Origin of the sequence: Bradyrhizobium sp. 2S1, from assembly GCF_011516625.5 — a bacterium.
Taxonomy (GTDB): Bacteria; Pseudomonadota; Alphaproteobacteria; order Rhizobiales; family Xanthobacteraceae; genus Bradyrhizobium; species Bradyrhizobium septentrionale.
The window spans coordinates 10271960-10288109 of record NZ_CP147717.1 but is presented as its reverse complement, the minus strand read 5'-3'; the positions used below and the strand labels follow the sequence as shown (position 1 = coordinate 10288109).

Genomic DNA, 16150 nt, shown 5'->3' with positions numbered 1-16150 from the left:
AGCGTCCGATTGGCTGGTCGATCACAGCCCGGCACCCACGATCCGGCGAGCGCGGGGTCGTGAGCGAGCCGACCCACGTCGTTCACGCGTCCTGGTACCCAACCAAGGTTCTGGTGCCGGCAAGCGACGCGCCAGCAGACCAAGCGCATTACCGAGTTCGCCGTCGCGAATGCGCACGACCGCTCAGTCGATCCTGGAGTGCCTGCCGATCGGCGACGAGGTTGTCGAGGTGAAGCGGCTCGTCATCAGGCCGCTGCCCTTCCGCCAATCGTCTCGCCAGCGTCCGTGTGCCGTCCACCACAAAGACGCCGCAATCACAATTGTTCTCCTGCCGGTTCATGCGCGCGGTCTCGAGGCGAGCGCCCAGCCTGACTGCGAGTTCTCTTGCCCGGTCAGCGTGAGAACGCTTCGGCAAGGAGTCGTAGTGATAGGCAACGATCCCTTCCGGCTCGCGGCGATCAACGAGCAGCAGCGTCCAATGCGTACCGTCGCTGCTACTGACACCGCCATTGTTCACTGGCACGAACAGGAAGTTGGCGGTATCGTTACCATGCTCGTCATTGACGATCGCCAGCAAGGTTTCCTGCACGACGTTCGCGTCATCGGTCAAGCGCAGCAGATGAGCTTCCGCGGGCCGCAGAAACCGGGTGTGGGCGGCCAGATCCGGATTGTCCCTCTGCAATTCCCGCTCCAGGAGTGTGTAATCCGCCGTGATATGCTCGTCACCCAGCCACTGCGTGCGGCGGAGCGCCAGCGGACGCTGCACTGGGACGCCCGATCCGGAGGCCTGTTCATCCGGCTGATCCAGAGGGCCGGACGAGCTTTCGCGACGACTTTTGCCAATCCCTGACTTGAAACATGACCACAGCCCACAGCCTTTGGCACCCTTCGTCGGCATCGCAGACGTCGCAGCCTTGGTCGATGACGATGTTTTTCGCATATCTCCCGCGAAGCCTTCGATGCCCACTGCTGCGGGCTCGTGGGATTCGAAGCTAGCCCGTCCTATTCGTGAGAGTGCTTTTTTTAGTCCGATTGATGTGGCCGCACATCTGCTCTGACGAGGCGCGCGGGATTGCCTTCGGCTTTTCACCGCCTGACCGACCCGTACTTTGCAACGCGCTTGAGGTGTAGGTTGGGCGAACGGGGGGCGGACGCCCCGCCGGTCAAGGACCGAGAGGCAGCAGCGCGCCTGGCAAGCCGCGGATCAGGTCGGCTTCGGGACATGCCGCGGCAAACGCAAGGCGAATGCGGCTCGTGGTCTCGACGACACGGGCAGCGAGTTTCAAGAGACGAAGACGCAGCGTCGCGAACTCGGCTGTGGCCAATTCCCGGGCTTTGGGAATCGCGTCGCGCACGGTCAGCATCAGCCAATAAGCGGCGGTGTGGAGAACGAGGCGGACTTGATTGGCGAGCGCCGAACGGCAGCTGGTGCGATCGGAGGCGAGCTGTGTCTTATGCAGCTTGATCAGATTCTCGGCTTGGCCGCGCGCGCAATACAGGCTGTCGTAGATCCACTCGGCCGAGCCGACATCGAGGCTGGTGACGACGAAACGGATGTCGAGGCCGAGCATCGTCGCCTCAATACGGGCGACGGTACGCCGTTCGCGATCCCAGGACTTGGCCTTGTGGCGCGTCTCGGTATAGCCACGCAGAACCGGCAGGTTCTCGATGGCGCGTCGCGTGCGGATGTCGTCGGCGGCCTCGTCGAGTTTTCTGGCGAGCGGCTTGGTGCCGGACAGACCGAAGATGTAGTCGATGCCGTTGGTCTCGCACCACGCCATGGCCTCCGGCCGGGCATAGTGCCCGTCGCCACGGAACGTGATTCGCGTGTTGTGCCACCGCGTCCGGATATGCCGTATCAGGCGGCGCAGATGGGCACGCACCTCGACGCCGCCCGGCGTCTTGCCGGGCCGCAGCACGACCGCCACGGGCCGGCTCTTCTCCGTGTCGTAGACGTGGATCGGCAGGAAGCAGCGTTCGTCATAATGAGCGTTGAACAGCGAGAGCTGCTGATGGCCGTGGACGACATCGCAGGTATCATCGATGTCGAGCGTGACGGATGCCGGCTCGCGCGGGTAGCTATCCATCCATGCGTCGACCAAAGTGTAGGTCAGTCGGATCACGTCGCGCAGGCGCGGAGCATTCTCCAGCCGCGACAGCGTCGGTTGGGAACACAGATCGCGACCCGTGTCCGGCAGCCGTCCGCAGGCCAGCTTGAATGCGGGATCGGACCGCAGATGATCGAGGTCGTCGGCGTCCTCGTAGCCGCAGCAGATCGCGAACATGCGCGCGCGGAACATATCGACAAGGCTGTGCACGACCCGCGTCGGATCGCGCCGATCCGGGAACACCCGGGCCAAATTGTCGGCCAAGCCGAGACGCCGCTCGGCCATCGCCAGAAGCATCACGCCCCCGTTCGAGGTCAGCCGACCGCCATCGAAGGCAGCTGTGACTTTCTTGGCGTGAACGGCTGGAAACGAGAAGGGCAGAATCGTATCATCGGTCATGGCGGGCCTGGCGTTCGCGGTTGAGGTGATGGGGTTGGCTTTGCAACCGAATCCTACGCCGCATCAGCGCTTTACACCACGCTCGCCAGCCTCTCAGGCGCACTCTGACGAATAAGACGGGCTAGATCCAGGGATGAGCGTAATATCAAGTCCTGCCGGATTATTTGGGGTCGGGTGCCTTGTTCCTTGCCCCAGCTTCGTCGTGTAAGGCCGACCATGGATGTAAAAATGTGTTCGCGACTGGAGCGGTGACGTCGGCAGGAGGCCTTTTCTGCTCAGTACACCGATCAGGACATCGGAGGCTGATTGGCAACCATGGTCCCATGCCAAGCCGACGATATGCGTGAAGTCTTGCGCACGCGGGAAGTCCTCCGTTGGCACGCTGGCCTGTATCTCAACCGCGGGGCATGACAACTGGGCGGGCAGATCCAGGTGGCTCGAAGCGGTGCTGAACCCAGGAGATGCCGGTCGCTCAAGATGGCCGAAGGTCGGGGATGGTTCGGCGCTTGCAGACTGCGATGGCGACATCGGCTGTGTCCTCCCAAAAGGTCCCATCCCGCGCTTGGTTGAATCGAAGGCGCCCGGCAATAACCTCGAACGTCAGGCGCTGGAGCCCCGGATCGGAGACCACGCTGTGCCGAGCACTATCAGCCTCACACCTCGATCAAGGGACGGCACGGGCATCGTGGCCGGAAGGACCCTCGAATTCGTTTCAACAAGAGAGACAAGGACTTCGGATCCGTCTCGCACGCCCTCCCCACGCTCATGATCCGCGAGCTGAACGGAGTTAGACAGGAACGCGACACGATCGATTAGATAATTTCCGTGCAACGCGACCGAGTCCTGATCGCGAGTCCGCGCGGGTGTACTCTGAAACGCCAAACGCACACTTGAGCGCTACAAAATGCGAACGAACTGAACCCTTAGCGCGTCAGGTAGTCTCACAACCGCGCAGAATACAAAATACAGAAAGGAACTCGGTTGGCGCATGGGTTACAGTGCGTCCTTCAACGATCGGACATCATGTGATTGCTTGGCTTACCTACGAATCCTGCTCGTCCGGTGCGAGACGCAACAATTTTGCGGCACAGTCAACTACCAACCCGCGTAATTGATCTTGATGACAGAAACATGTCACCTTCCGCCGCTGAATATCGGCCGACCAAACGCACGAACAAGGAATCGGCATGCAAGACCAATCACAGCAATCTGTTCCCGCGAGTGGCTCCGGTCCGCGCGCTGATTCCTTACTCACTGAAATGCTGCGTGCTCAGGTCTGCTCCAGCAGCGAAGTCTCGTTCCTCATAGAAGCGCATGACGGCCTCTCCGCCGCAATCGCCAAGCGCGTGAGTTCAAGGGTCTCTGGGCGTCGGGCCTGTCAATTGCCTGCTCGTTGGGCTGCCGCGACGCCAATGAAGCGTCCTGGAGCCAACTCGCCGACGTAGAACGAGCTTCCTGTGCTTGTTGTCGGGGATGGCGGCTTCGGCACTTCAACAATGCTCGTCTATTGGCACGCACACTCCGTCAGCGTGGCGCTGCCGGGATTGCGCTGGAAGACAGCTATTTCCCGAAGACGAACTCGCTTATTGGCGAGCGGCATCCCCTCGCCGATATCGACGAATTCTCCAGCCGCCCGCTTGCGTGCCGTGAAGGATACGGTCGCGGACGATTTGGTGCTTGTTGCCCGCATCGAAGCGTTGATTGTCGGGCATGAAATGGAAGAAGCCGTTTTGCGCACTCACGCTTGCGTGGATGCGGGAGCCAATGCGATCCTCATTCACTCGCGAAAGAGCGCCGCAGACGAGATCCTTGCGTTCACGCACGCCTGCCAGAACAGGTTGCCGGTCGTGATCGTTCCAACGAAATACTATCGAACATCGGTCTCTGCTTATTGTAAAGCACGCATCGCGACGGTGATCTGGGCCAACCATTCCATGCGAGCGGCAATGCGGCAGGTCTGCGGCCGCAGCTGAGGGGAACACTGTCAGCATTGAGCCCGATATCGCGACACTCGACGAGGTCTTGAGGAACGACGAATTCGCAAGTGCAGAAGCGCGCTATCTTCGCCCTGCTGACTTAAGGCAATAGCTTCTCTAACATACTCATTCTCGAAGGACCACCGCCATGCAACTGGCTGCCTTGCCATCATGCTCAAGCGCGCTTATCAGCAAGTCGCAGGTTTTCACTCCTGAAATTGGGCATACCATCGACTGCCGCGACAGCTCATACGCGGCCGATCTGCCCATTGCCGCAATATCTCGGCCGATCTCCCCACCTCAACGACCATCCAGTCACCGACGAAGGGTCACGAGCGCATTTCTCTCTCGGAGAAACCCCAACGCGGACGATGATCCGCGCTTCCGAAGATGTAGATCCGCTTTTCACGAAGCCCGTAGACCCCACACAGCAGCAGAACAACCGACATTGTGGGACCTTTGGAGAGCGCGTGGGGTTGGCTCAGCGGACAGTCTTGTTCACATCGTCGGGCGCCGCTGCGGCGAGGACTGCCGCCAAGACCCCTCGGTCTGAGGGAGTTGCCCATCCCCTCACAGGAGCTCTGCCGGGACCAGATTAACTACCGAAATCGCGGTGACGATCCGTGTCGTTTACGCTTGGGAGTGAGGACGCGATATCAAACAACGACGAAGGGGAATGAAATGACCACCGATGCTCCGAAGAAAGCCGTCATTCTGGCCGCGGGCTTCGGCTCCCGTTTGCGGCCGCTGACCGATCTGCGGCCCAAGCCGCTTGTCGAGGTCAATGAAACGCCGATACTCCATAACGCGCTGCGAAACTTGGAAGCGGTGGCGTGGAAGAAGTCACAATTGTATGGGCTACCGCAAGGACGCTATTCAATATGCCTGCGGCAGCCGCTTTGGCGAGCTCGAAATCAACTCTGTCGAATCGTCCGGGTTCGACCGCACCGGCCGCGCCTATTCTCTTTGGCTGGCGCGCGACGCGCTTTTTTCCGGAGACTGCTTCATTGTCGAAGGGTGACGTCTTCTTTGAAGAGGATGCGTTGCGCTACCTAATGATGAGCCAAGCAACCGACGTGGCTGCAGTTGCTCCCTTCAATGAATCGATGGAAGGTTCGGCGGTCTTGTTGTCGGATAGCGGCGTCATCACGAGTTTCCGCATGAAACAGACCGCAGCTAACCTTGTCGCGGATGGCCCAAGACGTTTCAAGACGATGAACCTGCTACGATTGTCAGCGACGACGCTGAGAGCAACGATCGTTCCAGCGCTAGATGATCTCATCGGATCTGGAGCTACGCAGGCCTACACAGAGGCGCTCCTTGCCAGCCTGATGGAAAGACGAGGCTTACGGATTGCAGCGTCGCGCTGCGACGGTCTCAGGTGGTACGAAATCGACAGCACCGAAGATCTGCCTATCGCGGAGCGCATCTTCACAAGAGCGCCCGCCTTCGATCGCGCCGGGCTACAGAATAGGCGGAGGGTCCAACGCCAAGATACCTTTGGTATCCAGAAAACGCCATAATGTGTTTCGGCGTGGAAGAGTGTCCGCGCCATGGTGAGGTCACTGTACCGGACCTCGTTTTCCCGGGCTTTAGGCAGGCTCCGCAGCGCTCTGGACTGCCAACCGCAGGGCACGCACTCCGGCACACCTACAAATCGCTGACGACCGCGTTGGGGGTGCCGGACATCCTCTCCAGCATCCTGCTAGGCCACGCCGTGCCCGGCATCAGCGGGCGCTATATCGGCGAGCTAGTACCCAGAATCAGAGCTGAGTGATACGGCGGCCTTTGAAACGGCGTTGACGGACCTTTTTCTTGGTCCAGACGAAGGGCTCGGCTCTGTCGTTGTATGCGTTGACGTAGGCATCGATGTGCTCCTGAAGCTGCGTGAGGCTTGTGAAGGAGGTGCCGCTGAGCGACTGCCCCTGCAAGATCGAAAACCATACCTCGACCTGATTGAGCCAAGACGCACTTGTCGGCGTGAAATGAAATTGCACGTTGGGGTGGGCCTTGAGCCAATGCTCGTTCTTCTTGTGGGTGTTGAGGTTGTCGAGGATGACGTGAAGCTTCCGGTTCGGAAAAGCCGCGGTGACGCTGTTCATGAAGTCGAGAAACTCGACGCGGCGTCGGCGTTTTGAATGCGCCGCGATGATCTTTCCGGTGGCGACTTCGAGCGCCGCAAACAATGTTGTGGTGCCATGCCGCTTGTAATCGTGGCTCTGGCCGGTCAAGGCGCGGCCATTGGGCAACTTCAGATAACCCTGCGCTCGCTCCAAAGCCTGGATCGAGGGCTTCTCGTCCACGCACAGCACAATGGCCTTCGCGGGCGGGGCGACATAGAGGCCGACAACATCGGCGGCTTTGGCCGTAAAGTTCGGGTCGTTGCTCTCACACCAGGACTTACGAGCCGCGAGGTCAATCTTGTGGCTGCGCAGGAACCGCCAGACATATTGGACGTCAACATCGCCCAGCGCCCCGGCCAGCAGGGGCCCGGTCCAGCGTGCGAACCCGTCCGGCGGCGGCTTGTCCAGCAGCTTCAGAATCCGCTTGTCGGTGGCCTTCGTATAGATTGGCTGCTTGCCCGGTCGCGGCTTGTCTTGCAGCCCTTCAAGGCCTTGGTCGGCATAGCGATGCCGCCAAAGGCTGACAATCCGCGGCTGGACCCCAACTTCCTTGGCGATCGACCGAGTGCTGCGTCCATCCGCCGCCAACAGAACTATCCGCGCCCGCTTCAAATCGCGCTGCAACGTCACCGGGGTGTCATTCGGCCTGCAATATTGACCCCCTAAGCCGGGGGATCGGCGTCCAAAATTGACCCCCTACAGATTGATCTGTTGCGCTGCCTGCTTTGGAACGAAGCAGGTGGTGGGGGATGCTGATCGTGGAGACAATTGCCCGGATCCGGCGCGAGCACTTCATCAAGGGCAAGACGATCAAGGAGATCGCCCGTGACCTGAAGGTGTCGCGGAACACGGTCCGGAAGGTGCTGAGGTCGGGAGAGACCTCCTTCGAGTACGAGCGGCAGGTGCAGCCGCGGCCAAAGCTGGGACGATGGGCAGTAGAGCTTGACGGATTGCTGGCGGCGAACGCGGCCAAATCGGCTCGTGAACAGCTGACGTTGATCCGGATCTTCGAAGAGCTGCGCGGCCGCGGCTACGACGGCGGTTACGATGCCGTGCGGCGTTACGCCAGGCGGTGGAGCAAAGAACGCGGGCAATCGACCGCGGCGGCTTATGTCCCGCTGAGCTTTGCCCCAGGCGAAGCCTACCAGTTCGACTGGAGCCACGAGGTGGTCTTGCTGAGCGGGACCACGGTGATGGTGAAGGCCGCCCATGTCCGGCTCTGTCACAGCCGCATGCTGTTCGTGCGGGCCTATCCGCGGGAGACGCAGGAGATGGTGTTCGACGCCCACGACCGGGCGTTCGCTCTGTTCAAAGGCACCTGCACCCGCGGCATCTACGACAACATGAAGACCGCCGTAGAGACGATCTTCGTCGGTAAAGGGCGTCTCTACAATCGCCGCTTCCTGCAGATGTGCAGCCACTATCTGGTCGATCCGGTCGCCTGCACGCCGGCGTCGGGCTGGGAGAAGGGGCAGGTCGAGAACCAGGTCGGGCTGGTCCGGGAGCGCTTCTTCACGCCGCGGCTGCGGTTCAAAAACCTCGACGAGTTAAACGCCTGGCTGCTCGACAAATGCATCGCCTACGCCAAGGCTCATCGCCACCCGGAGCTGGTCGATCAGACGATCTGGGAAGTGTTCGAAGCCGAGCGTCCCAAGCTCGTTCCCTATGCCGGCCGCTTCGACGGCTTCCATGCGGTGACGGCATCGGTCTCGAAGACCTGCCTGGTGCGCTTCGACAACAACAAGTACTCGGTCGCAGCCAGCGCAGTCGGACGGCCGGTCGAAGTCCAGGCTTATGCCGACCGCATCGTGATCCGTCAGGATGGACGCATCGTTGCCGAGCACCCGCGATCCTTTGGCCGCGGCGAGACGACCTATGATCCCTGGCACTATGTGCCGGTGCTGGCTCGCAAACCCGGTGCCTTGCGCAACGGCGCTCCCTTCAAAGACTGGGTGCTGCCGGCCGCGATCGAGCGGATCCGGCGCAAGCTTGCCAGCACCGACGATGGCAATCGGCAGATGGTCGACATCCTCACCGCGGTGCTGACTGACGGTCTGTCCGCGGTGGAAGCGGCCTGTGCCGAAGCGCTCGGTCATGGCGTCCATTCCGCCGATGTCGTGCTCAACATCCTGGCCCGTCAACGTGAACCCGCCCCACCGGCCAACATCATGACGCCGGCCGCACTGACGCTCCGTCATGCACCGATCGCCGATTGTGCCCGCTACGACAACCTCCGGAGGACCATCTGATGGAACGAACCCAAATCTTCGACCTCATGGGCGAGCTCAAGCTCTACGGCATGAAGGCTGCCTTCGACGAGATCATGGCAACTGCCGTCAAGCGCCAGCACGAACCTCAGCGCATTGTCGGCGACCTGCTTAACGCCGAGATCAACGAGAAGCAGGCCCGCTCGATCAAATACCAGCTGACCATTGCCAAGCTGCCGCTTGCCAAGGACATCGCCGACTTCCAGTTCGACGGCACGCCGATCAATCAGACTCTCGTCAATGATCTCGCCAGCGGCGGCTTCATCGCCCAGCAACGCAATGTCGTGCTGGTTGGCGGCACCGGCACAGGCAAGACCCACCTGGCCATTGCCATCGCCAGAAGCTGCATCCGATCCGGTGCCCGCGGCCGCTTCTTCAACGTAGTCGACCTCGTCAATCGCCTCGAGACCGAGACCCGCAACGGACGGCAAGGACGGCTCGCCGAGCATCTGACCCGGATGGACTTCATCGTGCTGGATGAACTCGGCTATTTGCCCTTCGCCCAGTCCGGTGGCCAGCTCCTCTTCCACCTCGTCAGCCGGCTCTATGAGCGCGCCTCCGTCATCGTGACGACCAATCTCGCCTTCGGCGAATGGCCGAGCGTGTTCGGCGACGCCAAAATGACCACAGCGCTGCTCGACCGATTGACCCATCACTGCGACATTGTCGAGACCGGCAACGATAGCTGGCGGTTCAAGAGCCGAGACGACGATCACGCCACCCGCGCTCGTCTCGCCTCCGCTATCCCGGCCAGCTCCGACGAGACGAGCGCTACCAGCAAAGCCCGCCGCACGAAGGGGTCAAAATTGGACGCCGATGAGGGGTCAAATTTGCAGGCCGATTGACAACCACTCTTCCTGACTTCGTTCAATGGTAGGACGCTCGGCCGTGGACCGGGAGACGCGGTGTTTGATTCACCCAGTCTGAAGGCCTCCGAGTATTCCTGGAGCAGCCGCAATCCGTCGTTGGGCGACTTCGACCGGCAGAACCACGACTCGTGACGCTCTTCGACGCCTTCGAACTCGTTCAACGACGAGTAGGGGTTTTTGGTCTGGGCGCTCCACGCGACCACGGTGTGGAGCCACATCAGGTTGTTCCTTTACGCTTGTGGTCCCATGCGTCGGCTTCTGGTGCCGGAGGGATTGTCGCGTTGTTCAAGATATCCCGCTCGGCCTGCGTCACAGGGGTTGGTTTCACCGGAAGCTGCGCCTCGGCCGCGCACAACGATGCCCACGCCTGCTGTCGGAGCGGCGCCGGCGCCTTCGTCAGGATCTCCAGGGTGGCGCGTTTTTCCGGCAGATAGGTCTTCGCAAAGCCTAGGTTGTGCTTCGATATCGTCGACGTGTTGCTGATCAGATCCGCGCACTTGATGCCCTGGGTCTCAGGTCCGGCGAGCTCGAGTCGAATCCGGTCGGCGCGCTTCCGCCGCTCACGGTTCATGCCCGGTGTTGGTGGGGTATCGGTCAGGTCGAGCACCATCAAGGCGACGGCGGAGCCGAACTTCGCGCAGACCTCAGGTAGAATGGCGTCGGTGTCCTCGACGGTGTCATGCAGCCAAGCTGCCGCGATCGCGGTCTCCGAAAGGCCGGCGCGTTCCACGATGCCGGCGACTTCCTCGAGGTGAACGAAATGCGGTTCGCCGGTATAGTTCTGTTTCTGCTGCGCGTGCTTCTCCCGCGCGGATGCGCGGGCCTTTTAGATCAAGTTCATTTTCCCTGCGATGCCCGTGCAGCCAGATATTCGCGGGCCCAAGACCTGGACGCTTCGTCGCCAGGCAACTCTCCCATGTCAATCATACGGTTTCGCCAGCCGTGCCAATGAGCGGCCGCGGTTCGCGACGGTGCCGACCGGCGGGAACTTCATCTGAGGCCGCCGCACGATTGCGCAACCGCATGGAGCGCTTTCGTGCGTTCTCCGCGGCGCGGGTGGCGTGCCTGAAACCGGCCGCAAGCATCCGCACGCGGAAGGTGCGGGGCGTTGGCGGAAGGATGGCCCTGAGTAGGAGCGCCTCACCATCATGGCGTCGTTCCCGGAACGATCCAGACGCAATCCGACGGCCCAATTTGATCAGGCTCGAATCGGAACACATCGCGTGGCACGTAAACCGTGCCACGCCAATAGTATTGAACCATGCACGGCCATCGCTCCCGCGGTGTGAGCTCGAGGATCAGCGTCGGTACGGCGACGGCGCGCGCAACGCGTCGGCGATTGCCTTTGGGTCGATATCGCGCAGCGACGTGATGTCCTTCATGGCGCGCTCATGGCACGTCACCGACGTCCACACAATCACTACGGCGAATGCCGGCGGAATGATCAACCAGACCAGCGTGTAGAAAAGCCAATTCGGCAGCGGTTTAGTGGTGGGGCGATGCAAGAAATATCCCGGCGTGACGTTGATGCCGCGTTTAGTCGTGGTCCTGGTCCCCCTTCATCTCGAAAATGGTCGTGAAGGCGTACCCGACAGCGCCGCCCAATGCCGGAATGCCAACCGTCAGGACCACGATGACGATGAGCACCGCGCCGACGGTCGCCAAGATGCCAGCTGGCTGCAACCACGTCTTGGCGAGGCAGAATGCGGCGATGACTAGAAGGGCGACGCCGGCCCAGAGGAGCGGATTGTTCATGTGCCCGGCTCCTGCATGAGTTCTTCGCAGATCCACGCCATCGCGGCTATCACGCTGCGGAAGTTCATCTCACAAGGCTGAGGCCGGTTCGGATTCCAGCGCTCGTCGCAGACAACGACATTCCCGGGCGCGCCGCGGATGCTGAATGCCCGTTCGCGATCGCCGTCGTTGGCGCTGGTAGACCCTTCGGGATGCGCGGCTTGCCATGCCGACGCGTAGCCGGGGCACTGCTTCGCGTCGATGTCCCAATGGCCGGGGTTGCGGTAACCGATCGAGAATCCGAGCGGGAAGAACGGCGGGGCTTGGTCGAAGAAGTGCTTCTCCGCCGTCTGCTGCCGCGCCCGCGTCTCGGCGCCGTTCATTTTCTCCTCAAGCGTGAGCGTCATGTCGAACCTTTCTGTTGGCGATGGCCTTGAAGAGCGCGATCGCGATCCGACCGCGTTCCGTGATTTCGAAGCGAAGGGGTTTGCGGCCGCACTGCGCCACGGCGCCGGCGATCAGGAGCGGCCGGATCAGTGACGAGCCGAGCTCGGCCGATGTCCGCGAATTGCCGTTGGGGTAAAGGCCGGAGTCGCGGCCGATCTCGAGCGCCGTCACCTCGCGGTCGGCGGCCAGGAGCCCGGCCAGTACCGCGGCCTCCCGCGGGTTCAGCGTCTGTCCGGCCGCCTCACCGCCCCAACTCCTCCGGCGACCGGCCGACCCCGGACCCGGATCCAGTCCCGGCGCAGCGCCGCGACCGGCTGGACGAACGGGTGGCGCTCAAGCCGGGGCGATCCTCGCAGAGCGAAAACGCATCAAGCGCGACAGCATCGCAAACCGCCGCTTGCAGCATCAACTGCAGGCTGCTCAAACTCTACCCCCTGATGAGCCAGAGCCTCCCTTCTCGAAACGCGTGATCAGTTTCAAATCATCTGACGACGGACAATACGACATGCCGGTCACGAGCAATCCGGAAGACTCAGAAGATTGTCGGGAAGAAAATGATTACTCTCGGTCTTTAGGTACTCGCGACCATCGTGTTTTTTGACGATCACCTTGACTGTCTTGCCCTGCTCAGTAGCATCGTAAGCGCTTTTGTCGTGTTTGACGTTTGCAATGGCTGTTTCTTCCGAATCTCGCCATGCTGAACCACCGACTGCTTGAATACGCCGATGGCGGTCTTGATGGTTAGGCAGCTTGGTAATGCAGGTGATACGGCGCGTCATGGCTCACTCCTATTTCGTGAGCCAAGGCTTTGACCGTTAGCAGAACGGACTCATTATCCGGTTGCTTGGAAACGTTCAGAGCCCCGCCTCACGGGTTGAAAATTTGAATAAGTGGTCAGTGCGGGCGGGGTGCATTCACCCGGGCTTCCTCAGCTCGTATCTGCATCGTTGATTATGCCAGCGCGGATACACCAACTGGCCAGCCTTGCCGCACGACGTGCGTCATTATTGTCCAGACCAGCAGGACGGCGCTTAGACCGCAATGCCAATACAGATGCGAGCTGCGGTTGAATAGGAACGGAAGGGTGGTTGTCTGAACATGCGGCTTCTTCTCTTGTCCCTTGACGCGAGCGGCGTACCCCTAATTCCATCGCGCGAGTTCTTTCTTTAGGCGTGCAAGCTTGGCGAACCGGTTCCGGATCGCGGCCTCACACTGCGCTTTAGCTCTCTCACGATTTCTCTCGTAGCTCGCCCGGCCTCGAGCTATCGCCAAATTTTGGTGACGGCGCGGCCGGTCAGGCGGCGGCGGTTATGGGCTGACGGTCAGTCGGTTTGGCGATGACCTCGATCCCATCGTTGAATGTCACACCGAGAACGAGTTTTGGCAACTGGTTGTGGCCATCGAGACGACGCCAGCTTTTCTGCGCGGCCTCAAGCAGTTTGAAGACCATCGCGAGCGCCGTTCTGTTGGACAGGCAGCCCTTCGATCGGATCGTGCGGTGGCGCACGGTAGCGAAGGTGCTTTCAATGGGATTGGTGGTCCGCAGGTGTTTCCAGTGTTCGGCCGGGAAGTCGTAGAACGCCAGTAGCGTGTCCCGATCCTTGCTCAGGCAGTCGGCCGCCTTCTCGTATTTGGGCGTGTAGCTCTCGATGAAGGCGTCGAACGCCAGCTCGGCGGCGGCCTTGGTTTCGGCCATCCAGATCTCCTGCAACGCGCGTTTGGCTTTAGGCTGCTGGCTCTTCGGCAACTTGGCGATCACGTTGGCGGTCTTGTGTACCCAGCAGCGCTGCTCGCGCGTTTTCGGCCAGACCTCGCCGGCGGCCTTCCAGAACCCGAGCGCGCCGTCGGCGATGGTGAGCCGCGGTGGCACGCCGAGCCCGCGCCGCTTCAGGTCGAGCAGCAGATCGCGCCAGTCCTGCGCGCTCTCGCGGGCGCCATCGGTGAAGCCGACCAGTTCCTTGCGGCCTTCCGGCGTCGCGCCGATCAGCACCAGGATGCACTGCTTTTCGTCTTCGAGGCGTGCTTGGAGATGGATGCCATCGGCCCAGATGTAGACGTAGCGCTTCGCCGACAGATCGCGCCTCTGCCACGCGGTGTGTTCGTCAAGCCAACCGTCCTTCAGACGGCCGATGGCGGATGCCGACAACCCGGCAGCATCCTTGCCGAGCAGCGCCGCCAGAGCCTCGGAGAAGTCGCCGGTGGAGATACCCTTCAGGTAAAGGATCGGCAGCAGCGTCTCGATCGATTTCGAGCGGCGCATGTAGGGCGGCAGGATCGACGGAGAGAACCGGATGCGGTCGGGATCGGTAGCCTCCGCCTCGCGATCGCGTACACGCGGCTGGCGGACGCCGACCGGACCGATACCGGTCATAACCTCGCGTTCCGGCAGGTGACCGTGGCGCACGACGCGCTGGTGGCCGTCCGCAGTCTTCAAATCGGCATGCTTGCCGAGAAAGTCCGCGACCTCGGCCTCGACCGCCTGGGCCAACAGAGCACGCGCCCCATTGCGCAAGATTTCGGTGAGTTGATCGTCGACGTTTCCTGGCTGAATCAACTTGATGATGTTATCTTTGGCCACGGCATATCGCTCCTTCGGTGGAGAAGTGGAGGCGTCAAGCACCCCCACGATATGCCGCCTTCCCGATTCCCGCCGTCACCAACTTTCAGCGATAGCTCCCCGGCTTCCCCAGTTCGGCGTCGGCGCTTTGCGTGCAGGCTCGCGAACTCTTACGCGACAAGGTCTCGTCTGAGAATGCTGACCCGTTTGTTCAGTGCTCGGCGCAACGCATTGCGCTCACATGTCGTCATCCTGCCAGCAGACCGCTCGGACACACAATCCATCATGACCCGTTGAATCTGGACTAGTGTCATACTTTCGATCTGGGCAATGCGTTTCTTAACTTCGGCGCGCAAGTTGGCAGTCTTTCAGACATCGTCAGATCCTGATGCTCCACGGAGTCCAGCCCGAAAGGCTACCGACGTTTGACGGTACAGCATCAACATTGGATCGGGCTCCTACCTACTCTGGGGGGCGACCGGATCAAGTCAGAGGGACAGGCAAGAGCTCTATCGCGCCGAGCAGGATGAAACCGACGCGACGGCTTACGCCATTCAAGGCTGCCGACCTCCAAGAGATAAATCGAAAGCACGACCTTCTGTTAGCCCGGCATTCAGGGCGCCGCATCCCACGCGGCCCACGACGGAACGATCATGACAAGTCGCTCTAATGAGCGTTGGTGCGTAACGGAGAATCCAAGGGGCGCTGCCAATTCAGAGACTGGCATTAACTCGACATTGCGTTTACAGCGGTAGCCTTGGTTTTCTCAAAAGTCTCACTCCCAAGGCGGCAAGAGTAACCGACAAGCAGCGCTCGTTTTCCAGCCGAACCTGTATGCCCATTAGGCGGAGTGCCGGACTTCTTCCATACTTCACTTGATCTGCTTTCCGGTTTCGTCGGCCACTTTGAGCGACAGGTCGGCGATCCGACGGCTACCTTCCAGAGCAATTTCCACAGACTTCCGCACAATATCACTTTGTGCGGCTACAAATTCCTGAGGGGTCCGGCAGGTCCACAGCTCGCTGATGTAGTCCATGTTCTTCCCGACTTGATGCCGAACCATCTGGCTGTACTCTTGAGAAATTCCATTCATCACTTTGGCAGCAGCATTACTGGTGTGAAGGATCTTTTGCACGTTGCGCGCCGACCGTTCCGTTGCGTCTTTTGCCTGTTGCACCCCTTCTCCTGAGACCCCGAGCGTGCGACCAAGTTGCTCGGTAGAGCGTCCCACGGCTAAGGTCGTCGCTTCCAGGCCGATCCGCCATGCGTTCTGCACCGTCTCAACGTTCTGCTTAAGAAAGTTGGAAGTTGATCGGGCCGTTTCTTCTCCGGCTTGAGCGGCACCTTGCCCGACATGCGCAGTCTGATCAGCTGCAGCTTGTCCGGTACGGCTGGTCTGCTCGGCAGCCCGCTCGCCGGCACGGCGAGCTGCATCATCTGTCCCTGGTGTAGACTTGTCGTCCTGGCGTAAGTTTGCCATGCTTGTTCTCCATTTTCTGCGAGTTCCTGACTTGCGTAGCACCGTCAATTGCACTTTTCAGGTCCTTCTGGCCTTATGTTCAGGACAGGTTTCTTCCAAAACGGCTCTACTTACTTAGCTGAGAACTGAGAACAGCGAACCTACTAATTCTAGCACACAGTGATTATGGCTTTGGAAGTGGGCGGATAGA

At 60.8% G+C, this 16150-nt stretch carries 10 protein-coding genes, 1 tRNA gene and 5 pseudogenes; 5 read left to right on the top strand and 11 right to left on the bottom strand.

Going from position 1 to position 16150, the window contains the following annotated elements; genetic code table 11:
* Nucleotides 1-148: 148 nt before the first annotated feature.
* Both HAP54_RS48885 and HAP54_RS48880 read right to left on the bottom strand, forming a co-directional pair.
* Nucleotides 149-967, bottom strand: a complete 819-nt coding sequence (locus tag HAP54_RS48885) for a hypothetical protein (protein ID WP_165128251.1) — start codon at nucleotides 965-967, stop codon at nucleotides 149-151.
* A gap of 196 nt (nucleotides 968-1163) precedes the next feature.
* Complete coding sequence (locus HAP54_RS48880; protein ID WP_166204320.1) at nucleotides 1164-2507, bottom strand: IS1380-like element ISBdi2 family transposase; 1344 nt, start codon at nucleotides 2505-2507, stop codon at nucleotides 1164-1166.
* Between the two features lie 1259 nt (nucleotides 2508-3766).
* Between HAP54_RS48880 and HAP54_RS48875 the strand changes: the two are divergent.
* Both HAP54_RS48875 and HAP54_RS48870 read left to right on the top strand, forming a co-directional pair.
* Nucleotides 3767-4595: pseudogene (locus tag HAP54_RS48875) on the top strand (isocitrate lyase/phosphoenolpyruvate mutase family protein).
* A 569-nt stretch (nucleotides 4596-5164) separates the two neighbouring features.
* Nucleotides 5165-6006 (top strand): annotated as a pseudogene (locus HAP54_RS48870) (phosphocholine cytidylyltransferase family protein).
* A gap of 240 nt (nucleotides 6007-6246) precedes the next feature.
* Here the strand turns inward: HAP54_RS48870 and HAP54_RS48865 are convergent.
* Nucleotides 6247-7242: pseudogene (locus HAP54_RS48865) on the bottom strand (IS630 family transposase); the annotation flags it as partial.
* Between the two features lie 113 nt (nucleotides 7243-7355).
* On the opposite strand from HAP54_RS48865, the pseudogene istA reads away from it, so the two are divergent.
* The 3 genes and pseudogenes from istA to HAP54_RS48850 all read left to right on the top strand — a co-directional run.
* Nucleotides 7356-8846, top strand: a pseudogene (istA, locus tag HAP54_RS48860) (IS21 family transposase); the annotation flags it as partial.
* A gap of 8 nt (nucleotides 8847-8854) precedes the next feature.
* Nucleotides 8855-9718, top strand: coding sequence for an IS21-like element helper ATPase IstB (gene istB / locus HAP54_RS48855; protein ID WP_166294386.1), 864 nt, complete (start codon nucleotides 8855-8857; stop codon nucleotides 9716-9718).
* A gap of 11 nt (nucleotides 9719-9729) precedes the next feature.
* Nucleotides 9730-9801, top strand: a tRNA-His gene (locus HAP54_RS48850).
* Between the two features lie 158 nt (nucleotides 9802-9959).
* On the opposite strand, the pseudogene HAP54_RS48845 reads toward HAP54_RS48850, so the two are convergent.
* The 8 genes and pseudogenes from HAP54_RS48845 to HAP54_RS48810 all read right to left on the bottom strand — a co-directional run.
* A pseudogene (locus tag HAP54_RS48845) lies at nucleotides 9960-10553 on the bottom strand (HD domain-containing protein); the annotation flags it as partial.
* A 487-nt stretch (nucleotides 10554-11040) separates the two neighbouring features.
* Entirely contained in the window at nucleotides 11041-11247 is a 207-nt protein-coding gene (locus tag HAP54_RS48840; protein ID WP_166298304.1) for a hypothetical protein, read from the bottom strand.
* A gap of 31 nt (nucleotides 11248-11278) precedes the next feature.
* Nucleotides 11279-11497: a hypothetical protein gene (locus HAP54_RS48835; RefSeq protein ID WP_029084918.1), complete on the bottom strand. Its 219-nt coding sequence runs from the start codon at nucleotides 11495-11497 to the stop codon at nucleotides 11279-11281.
* Nucleotides 11494-11859, bottom strand: a complete 366-nt coding sequence (locus HAP54_RS48830; RefSeq protein ID WP_166298303.1) for a hypothetical protein — start codon at nucleotides 11857-11859, stop codon at nucleotides 11494-11496. Before HAP54_RS48830 ends, HAP54_RS48835 begins: the two co-directional genes overlap by 4 nt.
* 7 nt (nucleotides 11860-11866) lie before the next feature.
* Nucleotides 11867-12094 carry a hypothetical protein gene (locus tag HAP54_RS48825; RefSeq protein WP_029084920.1) on the bottom strand — a complete coding sequence of 76 codons (228 nt, stop codon included), beginning with the start codon at nucleotides 12092-12094 and terminating at the stop codon, nucleotides 11867-11869.
* A 341-nt stretch (nucleotides 12095-12435) separates the two neighbouring features.
* Complete coding sequence (locus tag HAP54_RS48820; protein ID WP_084518808.1) at nucleotides 12436-12702, bottom strand: DUF3892 domain-containing protein; 267 nt, start codon at nucleotides 12700-12702, stop codon at nucleotides 12436-12438.
* Between the two features lie 515 nt (nucleotides 12703-13217).
* A complete protein-coding gene (locus HAP54_RS48815; protein ID WP_166298302.1) occupies nucleotides 13218-14501 on the bottom strand; it encodes an IS256 family transposase in 1284 nt (427 codons plus the stop codon).
* 850 nt (nucleotides 14502-15351) lie between these two features.
* Nucleotides 15352-15960, bottom strand: coding sequence for a phasin family protein (locus tag HAP54_RS48810; RefSeq protein ID WP_165128261.1), 609 nt, complete (start codon nucleotides 15958-15960; stop codon nucleotides 15352-15354).
* Nucleotides 15961-16150: the final 190 nt, after the last annotated feature.